Annotated in this window: 19 protein-coding genes and 2 pseudogenes; 7 read left to right on the forward strand and 14 right to left on the reverse strand. The window is 57.8% G+C overall.

Going from position 1 to position 19,327, the window contains the following annotated elements; translation table 11 throughout:
* Positions 1-5: 5 nt before the first annotated feature.
* From SOM40_RS13580 to SOM40_RS13590, 3 genes are all read right to left on the reverse strand, one after another.
* Positions 6-755: a phage antirepressor KilAC domain-containing protein gene (locus SOM40_RS13580; RefSeq protein ID WP_106993255.1), complete on the reverse strand. Its 750-nt coding sequence runs from the start codon at positions 753-755 to the stop codon at positions 6-8.
* A 128-nt stretch (positions 756-883) separates the two neighbouring features.
* Entirely contained in the window at positions 884-1,720 is an 837-nt protein-coding gene (locus SOM40_RS13585; RefSeq protein ID WP_320530148.1) for an MBL fold metallo-hydrolase, read from the reverse strand.
* Positions 1,721-1,732: 12 nt separating this feature from the next.
* Positions 1,733-2,530, reverse strand: a complete 798-nt coding sequence (locus SOM40_RS13590) for an OBAP family protein (protein WP_320530149.1) — start codon at positions 2,528-2,530, stop codon at positions 1,733-1,735.
* Positions 2,531-2,758: 228 nt separating this feature from the next.
* Between SOM40_RS13590 and SOM40_RS13595 the strand changes: the two genes are divergently transcribed.
* Entirely contained in the window at positions 2,759-4,522 is a 1,764-nt protein-coding gene (locus SOM40_RS13595) for an alpha,alpha-trehalase (RefSeq protein WP_320530150.1), read from the forward strand.
* A gap of 79 nt (positions 4,523-4,601) precedes the next feature.
* On the opposite strand, the gene SOM40_RS13600 is transcribed toward SOM40_RS13595, so the two are convergent.
* A complete protein-coding gene (locus tag SOM40_RS13600; protein ID WP_106993259.1) occupies positions 4,602-4,856 on the reverse strand; it encodes a GlsB/YeaQ/YmgE family stress response membrane protein in 255 nt (84 codons plus the stop codon).
* Positions 4,857-5,063: 207 nt separating this feature from the next.
* On the opposite strand from SOM40_RS13600, the gene ycgR reads away from it, so the two are divergent.
* Positions 5,064-5,795, forward strand: coding sequence for a flagellar brake protein YcgR (ycgR, locus tag SOM40_RS13605; protein ID WP_106993260.1), 732 nt, complete (start codon positions 5,064-5,066; stop codon positions 5,793-5,795).
* 36 nt (positions 5,796-5,831) lie between these two features.
* Here the strand turns inward: ycgR and emtA are convergent, their stop codons facing one another.
* Positions 5,832-6,443 (reverse strand): membrane-bound lytic murein transglycosylase EmtA, encoded by a 612-nt coding sequence (gene emtA, locus SOM40_RS13610; RefSeq protein WP_106993261.1) that lies wholly within the window; start codon positions 6,441-6,443, stop codon positions 5,832-5,834.
* Positions 6,444-6,556: 113 nt separating this feature from the next.
* On the opposite strand from emtA, the gene ldcA reads away from it, so the two are divergent.
* Both ldcA and SOM40_RS13620 read left to right on the forward strand, forming a co-directional pair.
* Complete coding sequence (gene ldcA / locus SOM40_RS13615; protein ID WP_106993262.1) at positions 6,557-7,471, forward strand: muramoyltetrapeptide carboxypeptidase; 915 nt, start codon at positions 6,557-6,559, stop codon at positions 7,469-7,471.
* A 98-nt stretch (positions 7,472-7,569) separates the two neighbouring features.
* Positions 7,570-9,237, forward strand: a pseudogene (locus SOM40_RS13620) (potassium/proton antiporter); the annotation flags it as partial.
* Here SOM40_RS13620 and SOM40_RS13625 read toward each other — a convergent pair.
* The 3 genes and pseudogenes from SOM40_RS13625 to SOM40_RS13635 all read right to left on the reverse strand — a co-directional run.
* A pseudogene (locus SOM40_RS13625) lies at positions 9,235-9,324 on the reverse strand (hypothetical protein); the annotation flags it as partial. The pseudogenes SOM40_RS13620 and SOM40_RS13625 overlap by 3 nt on opposite strands.
* 67 nt (positions 9,325-9,391) lie before the next feature.
* A complete protein-coding gene (gene dadX / locus SOM40_RS13630; RefSeq protein WP_320530151.1) occupies positions 9,392-10,462 on the reverse strand; it encodes a catabolic alanine racemase DadX in 1,071 nt (356 codons plus the stop codon).
* Positions 10,463-10,474: 12 nt separating this feature from the next.
* Complete coding sequence (locus SOM40_RS13635) at positions 10,475-11,773, reverse strand: D-amino acid dehydrogenase (RefSeq protein ID WP_320530152.1); 1,299 nt, start codon at positions 11,771-11,773, stop codon at positions 10,475-10,477.
* A gap of 322 nt (positions 11,774-12,095) precedes the next feature.
* Here SOM40_RS13635 and SOM40_RS13640 point away from each other — a divergent pair, with 322 nt between their 5' ends.
* Positions 12,096-13,628, forward strand: a complete 1,533-nt coding sequence (locus tag SOM40_RS13640; protein ID WP_106993266.1) for a SpoVR family protein — start codon at positions 12,096-12,098, stop codon at positions 13,626-13,628.
* Positions 13,629-13,747: 119 nt separating this feature from the next.
* Here the strand turns inward: SOM40_RS13640 and fadR are convergent, their stop codons facing one another.
* Entirely contained in the window at positions 13,748-14,467 is a 720-nt protein-coding gene (fadR, locus tag SOM40_RS13645; protein WP_320530153.1) for a fatty acid metabolism transcriptional regulator FadR, read from the reverse strand.
* A 197-nt stretch (positions 14,468-14,664) separates the two neighbouring features.
* Between fadR and nhaB the strand changes: the two genes are divergently transcribed.
* Together nhaB and dsbB are read left to right on the forward strand one after the other, a co-directional pair.
* Positions 14,665-16,203, forward strand: coding sequence for a sodium/proton antiporter NhaB (gene nhaB / locus SOM40_RS13650; RefSeq protein ID WP_312187559.1), 1,539 nt, complete (start codon positions 14,665-14,667; stop codon positions 16,201-16,203).
* Between the two features lie 142 nt (positions 16,204-16,345).
* A complete protein-coding gene (dsbB, locus tag SOM40_RS13655) occupies positions 16,346-16,876 on the forward strand; it encodes a disulfide bond formation protein DsbB (protein WP_106993269.1) in 531 nt (176 codons plus the stop codon).
* 117 nt (positions 16,877-16,993) lie between these two features.
* Here the strand turns inward: dsbB and ycgN are convergent, their stop codons facing one another.
* From ycgN to SOM40_RS13680, 5 genes are all read right to left on the reverse strand, one after another.
* Positions 16,994-17,437 (reverse strand): cysteine cluster protein YcgN, encoded by a 444-nt coding sequence (ycgN, locus tag SOM40_RS13660; protein WP_106993270.1) that lies wholly within the window; start codon positions 17,435-17,437, stop codon positions 16,994-16,996.
* 93 nt (positions 17,438-17,530) lie between these two features.
* On the reverse strand, positions 17,531-18,190 hold the full coding sequence (locus SOM40_RS13665; protein WP_106993271.1) for a fumarylacetoacetate hydrolase family protein: 660 nt from the start codon (positions 18,188-18,190) through the stop codon (positions 17,531-17,533).
* A 47-nt stretch (positions 18,191-18,237) separates the two neighbouring features.
* The gene (locus tag SOM40_RS13670; protein WP_166182762.1) at positions 18,238-18,513 is read right to left on the reverse strand and encodes a YcgL domain-containing protein; all 276 of its coding nucleotides are present in this window, start codon (positions 18,511-18,513) and stop codon (positions 18,238-18,240) included.
* A gap of 147 nt (positions 18,514-18,660) precedes the next feature.
* Positions 18,661-18,978: a hypothetical protein gene (locus SOM40_RS13675; RefSeq protein WP_274486777.1), complete on the reverse strand. Its 318-nt coding sequence runs from the start codon at positions 18,976-18,978 to the stop codon at positions 18,661-18,663.
* Positions 18,978-19,217 (reverse strand): PH domain-containing protein, encoded by a 240-nt coding sequence (locus tag SOM40_RS13680; RefSeq protein WP_320530154.1) that lies wholly within the window; start codon positions 19,215-19,217, stop codon positions 18,978-18,980. Before SOM40_RS13680 ends, SOM40_RS13675 begins: the two co-directional genes overlap by 1 nt.
* Positions 19,218-19,327: the final 110 nt, after the last annotated feature.

A 19,327-nucleotide genomic window follows, 5' to 3' on the forward strand; every position in this document is an offset into this window, starting at 1 on the left:
AACAGTTAAAGCCAGCTCTGCTGGGTCATTTTCCCTTCGGTGCGATCCTCGCGCGGCAGTTCGATGGCCAGGGTGGAGAGATGTTTCGACCACAGATCCGCCACCCATTTTACGCCGCGGGCAGTAAAGCGCGCCTGGGACCAGGTGTGCTGGTTCTCGCCCACGCCGCTGTGCAGGGTAAAATAACCCGCGTCGATATGGTGCTGCGGCGGAACCAGATTGCCGCCGACGCGCTGCATGATATTGCGCTCCAGCAGGAACTCGCGGAACTGCGGCTCTTTGGCTTTGAGCATTTTACAGAGCTGACGGAACCCCATCGCCTCTTTCACCTTAACGAACTGGTCAAAAAACGCCGCCTTTGGGGCCCAGAGTGCCAGCTGCTCCTCCGCCCGATGGCATTTTTCATACTGCTCGGCCCAGGCGCGTGCTGCCGCCGCCGGGTTAGTGAAGTCCGGGATATTGGCGTTTCGTTCCCGCTCCTGCCAGCGATCCAGCATGGCAGCCGTGAAGCCCGGAGAGATACGCGAAACCGTCAGCAGGGAGTCTCGTTTATTCAGCAAAAACTCCTGCCGCGTTTCACCTTCGCGCTCGTACAGACTGGCCGTTACCGGCTGCGAAAGACGCTGCGCTGTTTCCAGACTCGTCACCATGCGTTTCACCTCGGTATGGGCGATACCGGTCATTTTGGCGATTTCGCGGCTGCTGATGGTGGCAAGCCGATCGTTGGACTGGAAATTTTCAACAGGAATTACCATAGGTTTCACCCCTCACTCATACATTACATGGGTAATTTGCTCTAATAGTATACAAATACCTGTTCAAATATCCAGTATAATTTTTAGGCGTCTCCCCCGGAAAGCAGGCCACGCCTAAGTTCCGGTAATCAGGACGGTTTTGGCTGCGTCGCCAGGCTTTCCAGTTCCCGTGCGTCATGGCTACAGAAAAAAGTGATGTCGTGGGCGTGCGAACAGGAGAGCTCGCGCAGCCGCTGCTGATTGCGCTGCCGGGTAGCGTTGTCCATCGCCATCATCCACTGGTAAAAGCGCAGCCCGGGGGTACAGTGGCGCTGCGGCTGGCGCATCTCATCCCGGTAAAACCAGGCGTCGCCCCCGTGCAGCAGCCACCCCTGCGGCTGCTGGATGGCAATCCCGGCGTGACCCGGCGTGTGCCCGGCCAGCGGCACCAGCAGAATCTCCGGCGGCAGGCCGTTCAGCGCCGTTACCGCGTCGAAGCCAAACCAGCGCTCGCCCTGCACCTGATAGCCCTCCCAGCCTGAGGTGGCGCTCCACTGCCCGGGGCGATAGCGCTCCCGCTGCAGCCAGCTGTGGCGTCGCTGGGCGGTGTCGATCTCCTGCTGCATTAAATGGATGCGCGCGTGAGGGAAATCGGTCAGCCCACCCGCGTGGTCGAAATCCAGGTGCGTCAGGATGATATGGCGGACATCCGCCACGCTGAAGCCCAGCGCCTCAACCTGTGCGCGTGCCGTGAGCGACTCCCGGCGCTGGATGTTATTCAGCACCCGGAAAAAGCCCGACAGCCGGGAGGGCTCGCGCACGTCTCCCTGCCCAAAGCCGGTATCCACCAGCACCAGCCCGTCGCGCTCGGTTTCAATCAGCAGGCAGTGGCAGACCAGATGCGCATGCAGCCCCTTGCTGAAACCATCGTAAAACGCGCCGCCCAGCGGGCACATACACCCGCAGTTAAGGTGATGGATCTTCATATCGCCTCCTCATCAATGTGAATGCGTCTGCTGGCTCTGCTCGGCGGTGCCAAAATGCGCGGTGTCGCCGTGACCGTGTTCCCCGCTCCCCTGCACGCGCCGAAGCTGAATCACCTCACCCTGCTGCCAGGCATTGGCGCCTTTCGCCACCGGGTGGGCGACGATATCGGCGCGCTGGCGTTTAATCTCCTGGGTATCAATATCAAGACGACGGTCGCGATCCGCCAGCAGGGCCGGGTCGAGCTGCCCTTCCCCGGTAAAGCCCATCATCAGGGCCGGGATGCCGAGCGGCAGGGTTTTGTCGCGATCCGTGTGCCAGGTGTGCCAGGTTTTGCCGTAGGTGTTGACGATCTTGCTCATCAGCGCCTTGTCGGCCACCGCAGGCAGGCCGGGTGCTACCAGACTGCCCGACTTCACTTCGTACTGATGGCTGTGCCAGAGCTTTTTCTCCTCCGGCGGCAGGGTGTTAAACAGGCGCTCGCTGATGATGTACTCGACCCCCATCAGCCGGGCATCCTTCGTATTGCCGTCATAGATGACCGCCTGCATAACGTCTTCGTTAAGCACGGTCACGTAGTGATGGGCCTCCATCTGGCCGTTTTTATCCCCGCTGTAAAAATGAAAGCCGTCAAGATAAGCGCTGATGGCCTCCACCGGCGGGCGGGACTGAATAACCTGGGCGCCCGTTTCCAGAGTGCGCATTTTGGCGGAGGTGCTTTCACCAGGGATGGGTGCCTGCGGCGGGGAGTTGTTCGCCCCACAGCCGACAAGAAGCAGGATGGCTGGCACGATCAAAGGTAACGATTTCATTGGCACTCCCTTTTGCTTAACCTGGTTATGAAGGTAGTGCAGATGTCGGGATTGATCCGGCATATATCAGAAAAAACAGCGGCTTCGCTGTGGTTTGTCCGCAACGGTAAATTGTCTGGTTATGCGCAAAATGCGCTATCCGACACGCTAAGTGGCTAAGATTCGTCTAAGGTTTTCAGGTGATTGATGACAGCGGTCACGTTGCCCAGCGAACTTAGGAGAACAACCATGATGAGACCTCAACGCCACCCTACACTGCGGCTGGCGATTGGCGGCATCCTGCTTGGGATCACCGCCTTCAGCTATGCGGACGACTCGTCCAGCACCCTGAAACAGCCCCCGGACATTCTGTTTGGTCCTCTGTTTAACGATGTGCAAAGCGCCAAACTCTTCCCCGACCAGAAAACCTTTGCCGATGCGGTGCCAAAAAACGATCCCCAGGCGATCCTTGCTGATTACCACATGCAACGAAAACAGTCCGGCTTCGACCTGCGGCATTTTGTCGACATGAACTTCACCCTGCCGACTGAAAATGAAAAATACGTTCCGCCAGCCGGGCAGAGCCTGCGTGCGCATATCGACGGCCTGTGGCCGGTGCTGACCCGCACCACCTCCAGCGCCGGGAAGTGGGATTCACTGTTGCCGCTGCCGAAACCTTATGTGGTGCCAGGGGGACGTTTCCGCGAGATCTACTACTGGGACAGCTACTTCACCATGCTGGGGCTGGCCGAGAGCGGTCACTGGGACAAAGTCGCCGATATGGTGGCTAACTTCGCTTACGAACTGGATAGCTGGGGCCACATCCCCAACGGCAACCGCAGCTACTACCTGAGCCGCTCCCAGCCGCCGTTCTTCTCCCTGATGGTTGAACTGCTGGCGACCCACGACAGCGAGGCGCTGAAAAAATACCGTCCGCAGATGGAAAAAGAGTACGCCTACTGGATGGAGGGGGTGGATGCCCTTCAGCCGGGTCAGGCCAGCCAGCGGGTGGTGAAGCTGGACGATGGTGCGGTGCTGAACCGCTACTGGGACAACCGCGATACGCCGCGCCCGGAATCCTGGCTGGATGACATCAATACCGCGAAAAAATACCCGAACCGCCCGGCGACCGAGATCTACCGCGATCTGCGTTCCGCCGCCGCCTCCGGGTGGGACTTTAGCTCGCGCTGGATGGACGATCCGCAGCAGCTGGGGACGATCCGCACCACCAGCATCGTGCCGGTGGATCTGAACGCCCTGATGTTCAAGATGGAAAAACTGCTGGCGAAGGCCAGTCAGGATGGGGGCGACAGTGCAGCCGCCAGCCGTTATGAAGGTCTGGCAGCCGATCGTCAGAAAGCGATGGAGCGCTATCTGTGGAACGACAAACAGGGCTGGTATGCGGATTACGATCTGAAAACCAAACAGGTGCGCGATCAGCTGACCGCCGCGGCGCTGTTCCCGCTGTACGTGCAGGCGGCTTCTCAGGAGCGTGCGGACAAGACGGCCTCGGCCGCCGAGGCCCAGCTGCTGAAAGCCGGTGGGATTGCGACGACCAACGTCAACAGCGGTCAGCAGTGGGATGCGCCAAACGGCTGGGCACCGTTGCAGTGGGTGGCCACCGAAGGCTTGCAGAACTACGGGCATAAAAAAGTGGCGATGGACGTCACCTGGCGCTTCCTCACCAACGTGCAGCACACCTACGATCGCGAGCAGAAGCTGGTGGAGAAATATGATGTGTCCACTACCGGCACGGGTGGCGGTGGCGGTGAGTATCCGCTGCAGGACGGCTTCGGCTGGACCAACGGCGTGACGCTGAAGATGCTGGATCTGGTTTGCCCGCAGGCCAACCCTTGCGACAAACTGCCCGCCCAGCAGCCTGCGGCGAATGATGAACCGGTGACCACCACCCCAGCGGCCACCAGTACTCAACCGGCGGTCAGCACCCCGTCCACCTCACAGCCAGCCGCGAATGATGAATCGACACAAACGCAGAAGAGTGTCGGGCAGTAAGCTGTCCCAGGCCGGGTAAGGCGTAGCCGCCACCCGGCACAAAAAAACGGCTCTTATATAAGAGCCGTTTTTACGTGGGTCAGGCGCGTCGTACCATCCTGTAGATAAGCAGCACGAGAATAGCGCCAACCACGGCCACCAGAAAACTTTGCAGGTTAAATCCGGATACATTGCCGCCGATGCCAAACATCGTTGCCAGCCAGCCGCCGACAACCGCACCTACGACCCCAAGGATACAGGTCACAATAAAGCCACCACCATCCCGTCCAGGCATGATGAATTTTGCGATAACACCAGCAATAAGACCAAAAATAATCCAGGCGATGATACCCATAGCGATGCCCTCTTGCAGAGTTAAGCTTACGCAGAACACCCGTCTGCGCAGGTCAATTAAGTATAGGCAATAGCCAGAAAACCATTTTGAGTACACTGACTTAATTGCGGCTCTGACGAAAAAAATAATTGCTGGTTTGTATTAAGTTCCGCGCACAGATGCCGATAACGCAACCACAGACTGTCATCTATCGAGGAGCCCTCGGGCGTGAGTAATTACAGTGAGCAGTTCCTGAAAACTAATCCGCTGGCTGTATTAGGGGTATTACGCGATCTGCAAAAACAGGGCGTTCCCGTGCGTATCAGCTGGGGGAACAACCAGTTCATCAGCAAAATCCTGGATGCCACGCCAGAGCGGCTGGTGATGGATTTGGGTAGTCAGGAGTACGAAAACCGCTCGGTGCTGCGCGCAGAAATCATCACCGTGGCCGCCGACACCCAGGGGGCAAAGGTGGAGTTTGACCTGCCGCAACTGGAACAGGGAACCTGGCAAGGACTACCGGCCTTTATCACCTCCCTGCCGGCCTCGGTATGGTGTATCCAGCGACGGGAGTTTTTCCGTATCAATGCCCCCCTGCATCCGGCCTACTTCTGCAAAGCCAAAATGCCGGACAAGAGCGTGATCCGTTTTCGTCTGCACGATCTGTCGCTGGGCGGCATGGGGGCGCTGATGGATAGCGCAAAACCTGAGGCTCTGGTGGAGGGGATGCGCTTCTCGCAAATCGAACTGGATATGGGCGGCTGGGGTCGCTTCTTCTTCGATGCGCAGCTGATCACGGTGAGTGAACGTAAGGTCGTGGACAGCAAAAACGAAACCATCACCACGCCGCGTCTGAGCTTCCGTTTTCTCAATGTCGGGCCAGGCCCGGAGCGTGAACTGCAGCGGATTATCTACTCGCTGGAACGTGAAGCGCGGGAGCGCGCCAACAAGGTGCGTTGATCGCGACCGGGCAGCGCGTGGCTGCCCGGCAACGGATTACATGGCGTCCATCGCCTTCTGTACTTTCCAGATATAGCGCGGCGCCTGCGGGGCCGGGTGATTATTCACGACGTGCTCAAAGAACTCGTCTTTGTCCAGATCGTTGATCTCGGCAATCGCCTTTTTGCGATCCGAGGAGAAGGTGCGCAGCAGCGCGCCTGCCCCGTTAACGTACGACACCACCAGCGCATACTGCATCACTTCCGGATCCTCAATTCCCTTCAGGATCCCGTGCTCCAGAATGCTCAGGTAAGCGGTGCCCATTGAGATATTGCGCTCCGGGTTCTTCAGCTCGCTGGTGGAGGGCTGTCCGCTCCAGCCCATATGCCGGTAGACCTCTCGCCCGGCAGTGGAGGCTTTCAGCTGCATCAGGCCCACCGCGTTCGATTTACTGACCAGATTTGGATTCCCGCCCGACTCCACCGCAATGATGGCAGTCACCAGACGCGGGCTGACGCCCCAGGCTTCACCGGCTTTTTCGCTGATCGGCATCCACTGCATCGCCCGTTTGACCGGCACTTCCGGGTTCCATTCGGTTTTGTTGTAATCCTGCTTTGAACTGCATCCTGCAAGCAACACAATCAAAAAAGCAAACCATCTCAATTTCACGTCATCTGTCCTTATGGTCATTCATCGCTGTTACCCTATCCTCCGCTTGATGAAGGATGCGCTCAGGCGGCATGATATATACATTTAGATTTATAAGTCAGCAAGGAAATGCCATGTCTCAGTTTCATCTCATCGCACCATCAGGTTACTGCATTAATCAGGAGGCGGCCCAACGGGGCGTTGCGCGTTTACTGGACGACGGGCATCAGGTGCAAAATCAGATAATTATACCCCGCCGCCAGCAGCGATTTGCCGGGACCGAGGCGCAGCGGCTGAACGACATTAACGCCCTCACCCGCCTCGAGGGGGCCAACCAGATAGTGCTGGCGGTGCGCGGAGGATACGGCGCCAGCCGCCTGCTGGAGCAGATCGACTGGCAGGGTCTGGCTATACGCCAGCAGCAGGATCCACTGCTGATTTGCGGTCACAGCGATTTCACCGTTATCCAGCTGGGCCTGCTGGCGCTGCATAACGTCATCACCTTTAGCGGCCCGATGCTGGCGGGCAACTTTGGCGCCCCCGAGCTGGACGCCTTTACCCTGGATCATTTCTGGCGCGCGCTGCAAAACAAAACCTACTCCGTGGAGTGGCAGGGCGAAGGTCCGGCGTGTGAACGCGCAGGCCAGCTGTGGGGCGGCAATCTGGCAATGGTGGTGTCGCTGATCGGCACCCGCTGGCTGCCCGCCATTGAGAACGGCATTCTGGTGCTGGAGGATATCAACGAGCATCCGTTCCGGGTTGAGCGCATGCTGCTCCAGCTGCACCACGCGGGGATCCTCGACCGCCAGCAGGCGATCGTCCTCGGCAGTTTTAGCGGTGCGGCCGCCAATGATTACGATGCCGGATACGATCTGGCGACTATGATCGATTACCTGCGCTCCCGGGTGTCGGTGCCGATTATCAGCGGGCTCGATTTTGGTCATGAACAACAGACCGTCACCCTGCCGCTCGGCGCGCAGGCTTCGCTTGTTCACGCCGCAGGTAAGACCTGTTTGACCCTGAGCGGTCATCCGGTGCTGAAGGCATAAAAAAAGCCCCTTAAGCGCCGGATTAGCACGCTGTAAGGGGCATTAATATGTTAGGGTTTTAATAATAGTCACCGCGTCACGCAGGGAGTACGCACACATTGGATGCCGCAGCAATAATCAGTCTTTTTATCCTGGGTTCAGTTCTTGTAACCTGCAGTATTTTATTGAGTTCATTCTCGTCTCGTCTCGGCATCCCCATTCTGGTTATTTTCCTCGCCATCGGCATGCTGGCGGGGGTTGATGGTGTCGGCGGGATCCCCTTCGATAACTACCCGTTTGCCTACATGGTGAGTAACCTCGCGCTGGCGGTGATCCTGCTGGACGGCGGGATGCGCACCCAGGCCAGCTCGTTTCGCGTGGCGCTGGGCCCGGCCCTGTCGCTGGCAACGGTCGGGGTACTGATTACCTCCGGCCTGACCGGGATGATGGCAGCCTGGCTGTTTAATCTGGATATCATGGAAGGGCTGCTGATTGGCGCCATCGTCGGCTCCACCGACGCCGCGGCGGTCTTCTCCCTGCTGGGCGGCAAAGGGCTGAACGAACGTGTCGGCTCGACGCTGGAGATTGAATCCGGCAGTAACGACCCGATGGCGGTGTTTCTCACCATTACCCTGATAGAGATGATCCAGCAGCATGAGACCAGCCTGAGCTGGATGTTCGCCTGGCACATCATCCAGCAGTTCGGCCTTGGGATCATCATCGGCCTCGCCGGTGGTTATCTGCTGCAACAGATGATTAACCGTATCTCGCTGCCGGCCGGGCTCTACCCGCTGCTGGCCCTGAGCGGCGGGATTTTGATTTTCGCCCTGACCACCGCGATGGACGGCAGCGGCATTCTGGCGGTCTACCTGTGCGGCTTCCTGCTGGGGAATCGCCCGATCCGCAACCGCTTTGGCATTCTGCAGAACTTTGACGGCCTGGCCTGGCTGGCACAGATCGGCATGTTCCTGGTGCTGGGGCTGCTGGTCACTCCGTCGGACCTGCTGCCGATTGCCATTCCGGCCCTGCTGCTGTCGATATGGATGATCTTCTTTGCCCGTCCGCTGTCGGTATTTGCTGGCCTGCTGCCGTTCAGAGGGTTTAACCTGCGCGAGCGGGTGTTTATCAGTTGGGTGGGACTGCGCGGCGCGGTGCCGATCATCCTCGCGGTATTCCCGATGATGGCCGGGCTGGATAACGCCCGCCTGTTCTTTAACGTGGCCTTCTTCGTGGTGCTGGTGTCGCTGCTGTTCCAGGGCACGTCCCTGTCGTGGGCGGCGAAAAAGGCCAAAGTGGTGATCCCACCGGTGGGCTGGCCGGTCTCCCGCGTGGGGCTGGACCTTCATCCGGAAAACCCGTGGGAGCAGTTTGTCTACCAGCTCAGCGCCGACAAGTGGTGCGTGGGTGCCTCCCTGCGGGATCTGCATATGCCTGAGGAGACGCGCATTGCCGCCCTGTTCCGCGATAACGCCCTGCTGCACCCGACCGGGAGCACCCGGCTGCGTGAGGGGGATATTCTCTGCGTGATTGGCCGCGAGCGCGACCTCCCTGCTCTCGGCAAGCTGTTCAGCCAGTCGCCGCCGGTGGCGCTGGATCAGCGCTTCTTTGGTGATTTTATTCTCGAAGCCAGCGCCAAATTTGCCGACGTGGCGTTGATCTACGGCCTGGAGGAAGGGCTGGAGTATCGTGACAACCAGCAGACGCTGGGCGAGATTATCCAGAAACTGCTCGGTGCCGCGCCGGTGGTGGGTGACCAGGTGGAGTTTGCCGGGATGATCTGGACGGTGGCGGAGAAAGAAGATAACAGGGTGCGGAAAGTGGGCGTGCGCGTGGCGGAGGATGCCGAGGAGTAACGTGCGGCCTGATGCCCTCACCCCAACCCTCTCCCACAGGGAGAGGGAGCAAACACTAAAAAGGGCAACTGACGTTGCCCTTTTGCTTTTATATCGTGACTACCGGCACGCGCGGGGCAAGCGCGCTTAGCAATTCGTACCCGATGGTCCCTGCCGCAGCCGCGACGTCGTCCACTTTCACCTCATTGCCCCACAGCTCAACCGGCGTGCCGATCCCGGCCTGCGGGCAAGGGGTAAGATCAATCGCCAGCATATCCATCGACACGGTACCGACCGTGCCGGTACGCACGCCGTCCACCCATACCGGAGTGCCGTTTGGGGCGATACGCGGATAACCGTCGGCATAGCCACCAGCGACAATCCCGATCCGCTGCTCGCCCGAGGCGCGATAGCGGCTGCCATAGCCCACGGTATCCCCCGCTTTCAGGGTCTGAACCCCGATAATCTCACTGCGCAGGGACATTACCGGCTTAAGGCCACTGTTGGCGATATCCTGCCACTGGCCGGATGGTGACGCGCCGTACAGTACGATCCCCGGACGCACCCAGTCGAAATGCGCTTCCGGATGCCAGAGGGTCGCCGCCGAGTTAGAGAGCGAGCGCGGGCAGTCCAGCCCCTCCGCCGCCTGCTCTATGCGCTTCATGGGCTCAGCAATGCCGTCCGGCTTTTCCGCATCGGCAAAATGGGCCATCAGCGTCATCCCGCCGATGTTCTTCAACGCCCGCAGCTGCTGCCAGACGCTGTGGACCCGATCCGGCTGGAAACCGAGGCGGTTCATGCCGCTGTTCACCTTCAGATAGATATCGAGCGGGGCATGCAGCTTCGCATTCTGCAGCGCCTTAACCTGCCAGTTACTGTGCACGCTGGTGGTCAGGCGGTACTTATCAAACAGCGGCAGTTCATCGCTGCTGAAGAAACCTTCGAGCATCAGGATCGGCCCTTTCCAGCCACGCTCACGCAGCAGGATCGCCTCCTCCAGATTGAGCATTGCAAAGCCATCGGCGGCGCTTAACGCGCTCCAGACGCGATCCAGACCGTGACCATAAGCATTGGCTTTGACCACCGCCCAGACGCGTGAATCGGGCGCAGCGCGCCGGACAATTTGCAGGTTATCTTTCATAGCCTGCAGATCCAGCTGAGCCACAACAGGACGGGACATGACGACTCCTTGTTAGTTATGCGCGCCGTGTAAATGCTGTGGACGTGACGGGGTGAACCCGGGCCGGTAGCGCGCGACGCTTAAATCATCAAACGGAATGGCCGGTGTGCGCCCGGAGATCAAATCACTGAGGAGCTGCCCCGATCCGCAGGCCATCGTCCAGCCCAGCGTACCGTGACCGGTGTTGAGCCACAGGTTCTTAAACGGGGTACGGCCCACGACGGGCGTGCCGTCCGGGGTCATCGGGCGCAGCCCGGTCCAGAAGGTCGCCTGTTCGATAAAGCCGCCGCGCGGGAAGAGGTCACCCACGACCATCTCCAGCGTTTCCCGACGCGGTTGCAGCAACTCGGTGTTAAAGCCGACGATTTCCGCCATTCCTCCCACGCGGATCCGGTTATCAAAACGGGTGATCGCGATTTTGTATGTTTCATCAAGGATAGTTGAAACCGGGGCACCACTCTCCTCTTTCACCGGGATAGTGAGCGAGTAACCCTTAAGGGGGTAGACCGGAATATCCACAATCCCTTTCAGCATGGCGGTGGAGTAAGAGCCAAAGGCCATTACGTAGGCGTCAGCTTTCACCACTTCGTCGCCGCACAGCACACCGTAGATATTGTCCCCTTCGTACAGAAGCTTATCCACCGACGTGTTGTAGCGGAATTTAACCCCCGCCTGCTCTGCCATCTGCGCCAGATTCTGGGTAAAGAGCTGGCAGTCGCCGGTTTCGTCATTGGGCAGACGCAGACCGCCGGTGAGCGTGTGCGCCACCTCGGCCAGCGCCGGTTCGACCTGCGCCAGCTGGCTGGCTTCCAGCAGCTGATACGGGACCCCGGCATCCTCGAGGACCGCGATATCCCGGGTGGCGTTTTCATACTGCTGGGCGGTGCGGAACAGCTGCAGGGTGCCTCCCTGACGGCCCTCATACTGAATGCCGGTGGAGGCGCGCAGCGCTTTCAGGCAGTCGCGGCTGTACTCCGCCAGGCGCACCATTCGCCCTTTGTTTTCCATGTAGTGCGAGGTGTCGCAGTTGCGCAGCATCTGCCACATCCACTTGAGCTGGAACTGCGTGCCGTCGAGGCTGATCGCCAGCGGCGCATGGCGCTGGAACATCCATTTAATCGCCTTCAGGGGCACACCCGGTGCCGCCCAGGGCGCCGCGTAGCCCGGCGAAATCTGCCCGGCGTTGGCGGCGCTGGTCTCCAGAGCCGGACCCGGCTCACGATCAATTACCGTCACGTTGTGCCCGGCCTGACTCAGGTACCAGGCGCTGGTTACGCCAACGACGCCACTTCCCAGTATGACAACACGCATAGCCACTCCCTTAATAAGCAAAAGAACAATCTTCTGATTACATATTGATAACCCAGCCGAAAATATTATTCAACATAGGCCTTTTTTATGGTGACTTACCTCACACCTTCCCCTGCTGACGGGGGTAGCACGGTTTTGGCATCTCCTGCTGCGCGGCATTTTTAACCAGAATATTATTCTGCCGGACACCCCCTTTTCGTCATGGAAAAAACGGGAAATCGCAAAGAAAAAAATAGCGTCCCAGCACGCTTTTGAATGGCGTGTTCTATGCTTGAAAAGAGGTTCTCCAGACAGAGAGAGCTACCAACAATGAGGGCGCGCTATGGCTACTATTGATTCCATGAATAAGGACACCACACGTCTGAGCGATGGACCCGACTGGACATTCGAGCTGTTGGATACCTATCTGGCAGAAATTGACCGGGTAGCGAAACTCTACCGTCTGGACGCCTATCCCCATCAAATCGAAGTGATCACCTCCGAACAGATGATGGACGCTTACTCCAGCGTCGGGATGCCCATTAACTATACCCACTGGTCGTTTGGCAAAAAATTCATTGAAACCGAACGGCTGTACAAACATGGTCAGCAGGGGCTGGCCTATGAGATCGTCATCAATTCCAACCCCTGCATTGCCTACCTGATGGAAGAAAACACTATCACCATGCAGGCCCTGGTGATGGCGCACGCCTGCTACGGACACAACTCGTTTTTCAAAAATAACTACCTGTTCCGCAGCTGGACCGACGCCAGTTCGATTGTCGACTATCTGATCTTTGCCCGTAACTACATTACCCAGTGCGAAGAGCGCTACGGGGTGGACGAGGTAGAGAAGCTGCTCGACTCCTGCCATGCGCTGATGAACTACGGCGTGGATCGCTACAAACGTCCGCAGAAAATCTCCCTGCAGGAGGAGAAAGCCCGTCAGAAAAGCCGGGAAGAGTATCTGCAGAGCCAGGTGAATACCCTCTGGCGTACCCTGCCGAAACGCGAGGAGGAGAAAACGGTAGTGGAAGCGCGCCGCTATCCTTCCGAGCCGCAGGAGAACCTGCTCTACTTTATGGAGAAGAACGCCCCGCTGCTGGAGCCGTGGCAGCGTGAGATCCTGCGCATCGTGCGCAAGGTGAGCCAGTACTTCTATCCGCAAAAACAGACCCAGGTGATGAACGAAGGCTGGGCGACGTTCTGGCACTACACCATCCTTAACCACCTGTATGACGAAGGCAAAGTGACTGAGCGCTTTATGCTGGAGTTCCTGCACAGCCACACCAACGTGGTGTTCCAGCCGCCGTACAACAGCCCGTGGTACAGCGGTATTAACCCGTATGCGCTGGGCTTTGCCATGTTCCAGGACATCAAGCGTATCTGTCAGAACCCGACGGAAGAGGATAAATACTGGTTCCCGGATATCGCCGGGTCCGACTGGCTTGAGACGCTGCATTTCGCGATGCGTGACTTTAAGGATGAGAGCTTTATCAGCCAGTTCCTGTCGCCGAAAGTGATGCGTGACTTCCGCCTGTTTACGGTGCTGGATGACGATCACAATAACTTCCTGGAGATTTCGGCGATCCACAATGAAGAGGGGTATCGTGAGATCCGCTCCCGCCTCTCGGCTCAGTACAATTTGAGCAATCTGGAGCCGAATATTCAGGTCTGGAATGTGGATCTGCGCGGGGATCGCTCCCTGACGCTGCGCTATATACCGCATAACCGCGCCCCGCTGGACAAAGGGCGCAAGGAAGTGCTGAAGCACGTCCATCGCCTGTGGGGCTTTGACATTATGCTTGAGCAGCAGAACGAAGACGGCAGCGTGGAACTGCTGGAACGGTGCCCGGTTAAGGGGAATATGTTGTAGCCTGTTTGCCGGGTGGCGCTTCGCTTACCCGGCCTACGCGTGTTGCAGATGTTGTAGGCCGGGTAAGGCGCAGCCGCCACCCGGCGAAAAAAAACCTCTCGTTTGAGAGGTTTTTTGTTTTAGCGCCCCTGGATGACCAGGTCGCCCGGCAGGGATTTCTGCATCCGGTGCCAGATCTCGCCGCTTTCACGACCGTAGCGACGCACGGTGTCGTACACCTGATCGTGCATCCCTTTAGAGCAGAGTTCGCTCAGCTTATGGTAGAAGCCAAGCGCCAGGCTGCGGGCTTCCGGATTGGCGAAGTAGTGACGGCCAATGCGGGTATAGAGCCCTTTCATGCCGTTGAGGATCAGGCCGTAGATCGGGTTACCGGAGGCAAAGGCCAGGCCGCGGAAGACATTGTAATCCAGCAGGGCAAAGGCATCGGCGTGATCTTCCACCGCGGTGGCGCGATTCAGCACTTCCAGGGCCTTATCCGGGTGCTGGCGGAATGCCGTGCGGATAAAGATGGTGGCGATGTTGGTACGCACGGAGAGCAGATTATCGATCAGCTGCGGAACGCTCTCGTGATCGAGGCGCGCCAGCGTTTCAAGAATATTCAGACCCGACGTTTCCCAGAAGTTATTCACTTTGGTCGGTTTGCCGTGTTGGATCGTCAGCCAGCCATCACGGGCCAGTCGCTGCAACACTTCACGTAAGGTGGTACGTGTGACGCCAATCAGTTCAGAGAGTTCGCGTTCTGCGGGAAGGATCGAGCCAGGGGGAAAACGGTTATTCCAGATGCTCTCGATAATGTACTCTTCCGCGAAACCCGCCGGGCTTTGCGCCTTTATGACCATAGTGAGTTTTCCATTAACTGCTTTTTACAAAATTCACTCATCATACCAGAGGCAGACAGAGGCAGATAGCGCAGCGAGGCGAGAAAAAAGGGATCGCCGTTTTATTTTTATCATTTAAAATTCCGGCCCGCGCCCCTTGCCCGGCCCGGTTTGCGTATACTTAAGCCGTAATTATGTGACGGGCAAGGAAATCTGTTGTGGAAATGTCGTATAGCCGCGCCCTGTGGCGCAATTTTTTAGGCCAGTCCCCCGACTGGTATAAAGTGACCCTGGTTGTTTTTCTGGTTCTTAACCCGCTTATCTTTGTTATCGATCCCTTTATTGCCGGCTGGTTGCTGGTGGCAGAGTTCATCTTTACCCTGGCAATGGCGCTGAAATGTTACCCCCTGCTGCCGGGCGGCCTGCTGGCCTTCGAGGCGGTGGCGATCGGCATGACCAGCGCGGAACATGTGAAAGAGGAGCTGGCAAATAATCTGGAAGTGCTCCTGCTGCTGATGTTTATGGTGGCCGGGATCTACTTTATGAAGCAGTTGCTGCTGTTTATCTTTACCCGCCTACTGCTGAGTATCCCCTCGAAAACGCTGTTGTCGCTGGCCTTCTGCGTAGCGGCTGCGTTTCTGTCGGCCTTCCTCGATGCCCTGACCGTGGTGGCGGTGGTGATCAGCGTCGCCGTCGGCTTCTATGGGATCTATCACCGGGTGGCCTCCGCGCAGCCGGAAGATGGCCTGCACGATGACAGCCAGGTCGATGCCCAACAGCGCGAGGTGCTGGAGCAGTTCCGCGCGTTCCTGCGCAGTCTGATGATGCACGCCAGCGTCGGCACCGCGCTGGGCGGGGTGATGACCATGGTCGGCGAGCCGCAGAACCTGATCATCGCCAAAGCCGTTGGCTGGAACTTTACCGACTTTTTCCTGCGCGTGGCCCCGGTCAGCGTGCCGGTACTGGTGTGCGGTCTGCTCACCTGCTGGCTGGTGGAGAAGTGTAAATGGTTTGGTTACGGCACCCTGCTGCCGACCCAGGTTCGCGAGGTATTACAGCGTTATGACGATGAGAGCCGCAGCCAGCGTACCCGTCAACAGAAGCTGGCGCTGATTTTTCAGAGCATCATTGGCGTCTGGCTGATTATCGCCCTGGCGTTTCATCTGGCGGAGGTGGGGTTAATCGGCCTGTCGGTGATCATCCTGGCGACCTCCTTTACCGGCGTGACGGATGAGCACGCTATCGGCAAGGCCTTTACCGAAGCGCTGCCGTTTACCGCTCTGCTGGCGGTGTTTTTCGCGGTGGTGGCGGTGATTGTCGACCAGCAGCTGTTTGCGCCGATCATTCGCTATGTGCTGCAGGCTGAGGCGGATGCCCAGCTGTCGCTGTTCTATCTGTTTAACGGTCTGCTGTCGGCCATCTCCGACAACGTGTTTGTCGGCTCGGTCTATATCAATGAGGCCAAATCTGCGCTGCAGAGCGGCGCGATAAACCAGCAACAGTTTGAACTGCTGGCGGTGGCGATTAACACCGGTACCAACCTGCCCTCCGTCGCCACGCCGAACGGCCAGGCGGCGTTCCTGTTCCTGCTCACCTCGGCGCTGGCCCCCCTGATAAGACTCTCTTATGGTCGGATGGTGTGGATGGCGCTGCCCTATACGGTGGTATTAACCGGCGTCGGTTTGTTGTGCGTCAAAATTACCCTCATTCCTGTTACCCAATGGATGCTGCAGGCGGGTATACTGGCGACGCATTAAGTGAGTCAGCCGGGTAATTTATTACCCGGCTGCGCTGACAAATGATAAATATCCGATTACGTTATATTTTGCGCGCCGAGGCTGGCGCGCAAATTGTTTTCGTTTACACTGCGCTTTCTATACCTGTTCCAGGGAAATGATTATGTTGAAATTTTTAAATCAGTGCTCGCGTGGACGCGGAGCCTGGTTGCTGTTGGCCCTGACCGCCTTCGCGCTCGAAATGGTGGCATTGTGGTTCCAGCATGTGATGTTGCTGAAGCCCTGCGTGCTGTGTATTTATGAACGTTGCGCGCTGTTTGGCGTAATGGGCGCAGGCCTGGTGGGCGCCATCGCCCCAAAAAGCCCGCTGCGCTACGGTGCGATTGCTATCTGGCTGTACAGCGCCGGAAAAGGGCTTCAGCTGGCCTGGGAGCACACCATGATCCAGCTGCACCCGTCGCCGTTTCAGACCTGTGATTTTGCCGCCAGCTTCCCGAGCTGGCTGCCGCTGGACAAGTGGCTGCCACAGGTGTTCGTGGCCAGCGGTGACTGCTCCGTGCGTCAGTGGGAGTTCCTGACCCTCGAGATGCCGCAGTGGCTGGTGGGCATTTTTGCCGCTTACCTGGTCGTGGCGCTGCTGGTGCTGATTGCCCAGCCGTTTAAACCGAAAAAACGCGATTTGTTTGGTAGGTAAAAGCAAAACGGCAACTCTGTTGCCGTTTTTAGTGTTTGCACCCTCTCCCCGTGGGAGAGGGTTGGGGTGAGGGCATCAGGCCGCACTCATAAAAAACCCGCCGAGGCGGGTTTTTTATTAGCTGCGGTTGGGATGATTCATAATATGGTCTTCCCAGTCGCGCACCTCAGATTCTCGCACCGCAATATGGCGCACCGAAATCCGCTCGCCGTGCATCGCCGCTTTCGAACCCGCCAGCAGCGGGTGCCACTTCGGCAATTCCTTCCCTTCCGCCAACAGGCGATAGGCGCAGGTCGGCGGCAGCCACTCAAAGGTTGGCAGGTTGTCGCGGGTCAGTTTGATGCAGTCCGGCTCTAACTCGAACCGGCGCTCGTAGTTACGGCACTGGCAGGTTTTGATATTCAGCTGGTTGCAGGCGACGTTGGTGAAATAGATTTCATCCGAGTCTTCATCCATCAGCTTATGCAGGCAGCACTGCCCGCAGCCGTCACACAGCGATTCCCACTCGGCGTCGGTCATGTTGTCGAGAGTTTTGCTTTGCCAGAAAGGAATGTCGCTCATAAGGATGTCCACACGTCAAAATAAAGCGCACCTTATAACCAGTCTGGCACCTCGATGCAAGTTTTGCCGCCCAAAAGGGGCGGCAAGCGGGGATTACAGCACGCGGGTTTTCAGTGACAGGCCGTTAACGGCCACTTCCAGCTCGTCGCCGCCTGAGAGCGGACCCACCCCTTCCGGGGTGCCGGTGAGGATCACATCCCCCGGTTTCAGGGTGAAGTAACGGCTCATATAGGCAATCAGCGGGACAATCTTGTGGATCATGTCGGCGGTGGAGCCCTGCTGACGCACCTCGCCGTTCACCTTCAGGCTCAGGGTGGTGTTCTGCGGATCGTCCTGAAATTCCGATACCGGTACAAACCCGGAGATCGGGCAGGAATTATCAAAGCCTTTGGCTTTTTCCCACGGCTGGCCCGCTTTCTTCATTTTGCCCTGCACGTCGCGCAGGGTCAGATCCAGCGCCACACCATAACCGGCAATCGCCTTCTGCACATGATCTTCAGAGGCCTGGCGCAGCGTAGCACCAATAAGCACCGCCAGCTCCACTTCGTGGTGAACCGAGCCCAGTCCCTGCGGTAACGCCAGCGGCTGGCGAATATCACAGAGTGCCGTTTCCGGTTTAATGAACAGCACCGGCTCGTCCGGAACCGCACTTCCCATTTCCTGAATATGCTTAGCGTAATTACTTCCTACGCAGACGACTTTACTTACCGGATAATCCAGTAAGGCTCCTTGCCAGTTATGATGTTGATACATAGACGTCCCCTGAACGGTTAATGTGTCGCTGACAGATAATTCTTAAACTATTTTTTCCCCTGCGCCTCAAGATGCTGTTTGAGTAAATTTTCTTGCGGTGGAGGGAGTTGTAAATAATAGCCCTGTTCGGCCAGCGCGGTTTTTACTTTTTCCAGATCGGCGTTGCTCAGTTGCTTGCGCCCGTCGAGGGGCATCAGCATCACCAGCTGCGGCTTACCGAAGCTCTTCATCAGGGCCTCAGGCACGCGGGAAAAATCGTCCTTTTTTTCGACATACAGGTAGGTCTGGTCGCGCTGGGTACTTCTGTAGATCACACAAAACATATATTTACTCTCTTTAATGCGTAATTGCGACATACGCTACCACCAACCAAACCCGCGCCACAAGCCAGCCAGCTTAAAACGGGTTTGCAGATTTCTGCCCTTCCCTGTGTTTTTGTGTCATTCCTCCGGCACAATTTCGTCACACTGTCACACCACCCTGTCGTCTTCGATCGCGCTGTTGATGAAGTACGTCACCCGCCCCATCACCTCAACCTCTTCCGCTGCAGATCCCTCTATCGCTTCACCATCATCACAAATCAGCGCCCTACCCATCACCCTGGCAAACTGAGTACGGCCGCCGGACAAAATCAGCAGCACCTGATTCTGTACCAGCCTGGTGCATGGCTCGATGACAGCGAACCCGCTCGACGTTTCGAGAATACGGCTATCCATGCCTATGCCGCAGATACGTTCCGGTGTTAACCGCTGCTCTACATAGTCGCCCGCCGGTGAAGGAAATCCCATCAGTGAACCCTCCCCATGTTGCGGAGCATCCAGAGGCGGTTTTCACTGTGGTCAGGCGTCTTGTCGACGAAGAACTCTTGATAGCGCTGGATCCACTCGTTGGCATCTTGCTGGCTGAAATGCCAGTTCCGGGCGCGCAACTCACGGATGAAGTCGTTCGTGTGAAGGCACTGATAGCCTTTGGGGTTTTGCTGTATGGCAGCGACAAATGCGCTGTGAATGTCTGATTTGCGGGGCATGATCTGCACTCCCTTACTGTTTTTATATACAGTATCGCCAGATATGGCTGTCGATCAAGTTGTCAATGAGTGCTAAACTTTCGCACCTCTCAGAATTGACTGATTTATAT

It is taken from the genome of Leclercia sp. CFBP8987, from assembly GCF_034044995.2.
Lineage (GTDB): Bacteria > Pseudomonadota > Gammaproteobacteria > Enterobacterales > Enterobacteriaceae > Enterobacter > Enterobacter tamurae.

Coding starts and splice junctions, on each gene's coding strand:
- SOM40_RS13580 (WP_106993255.1), bottom strand. CDS start 755: ATGGTAATTCCTGTTGAAAATTTCCAGTCCAACGATCGGCTTGCCACC.
- SOM40_RS13585 (WP_320530148.1), bottom strand. CDS start 1,720: ATGAAGATCCATCACCTTAACTGCGGGTGTATGTGCCCGCTGGGCGGC.
- SOM40_RS13590 (WP_320530149.1), bottom strand. CDS start 2,530: ATGAAATCGTTACCTTTGATCGTGCCAGCCATCCTGCTTCTTGTCGGC.
- SOM40_RS13595 (WP_320530150.1), top strand. CDS start 2,759: ATGATGAGACCTCAACGCCACCCTACACTGCGGCTGGCGATTGGCGGC.
- SOM40_RS13600 (WP_106993259.1), bottom strand. CDS start 4,856: ATGGGTATCATCGCCTGGATTATTTTTGGTCTTATTGCTGGTGTTATC.
- ldcA (WP_106993262.1), top strand. CDS start 6,557: ATGTCTCAGTTTCATCTCATCGCACCATCAGGTTACTGCATTAATCAG.
- dadX (WP_320530151.1), bottom strand. CDS start 10,462: ATGTCCCGTCCTGTTGTGGCTCAGCTGGATCTGCAGGCTATGAAAGAT.
- SOM40_RS13635 (WP_320530152.1), bottom strand. CDS start 11,773: ATGCGTGTTGTCATACTGGGAAGTGGCGTCGTTGGCGTAACCAGCGCC.
- SOM40_RS13640 (WP_106993266.1), top strand. CDS start 12,096: ATGGCTACTATTGATTCCATGAATAAGGACACCACACGTCTGAGCGAT.
- fadR (WP_320530153.1), bottom strand. CDS start 14,467: ATGGTCATAAAGGCGCAAAGCCCGGCGGGTTTCGCGGAAGAGTACATT.
- dsbB (WP_106993269.1), top strand. CDS start 16,346: ATGTTGAAATTTTTAAATCAGTGCTCGCGTGGACGCGGAGCCTGGTTG.
- ycgN (WP_106993270.1), bottom strand. CDS start 17,437: ATGAGCGACATTCCTTTCTGGCAAAGCAAAACTCTCGACAACATGACC.
- SOM40_RS13665 (WP_106993271.1), bottom strand. CDS start 18,190: ATGTATCAACATCATAACTGGCAAGGAGCCTTACTGGATTATCCGGTA.
- SOM40_RS13670 (WP_166182762.1), bottom strand. CDS start 18,513: ATGTTTTGTGTGATCTACAGAAGTACCCAGCGCGACCAGACCTACCTG.
- SOM40_RS13675 (WP_274486777.1), bottom strand. CDS start 18,978: ATGGGATTTCCTTCACCGGCGGGCGACTATGTAGAGCAGCGGTTAACA.
- SOM40_RS13680 (WP_320530154.1), bottom strand. CDS start 19,217: ATGCCCCGCAAATCAGACATTCACAGCGCATTTGTCGCTGCCATACAG.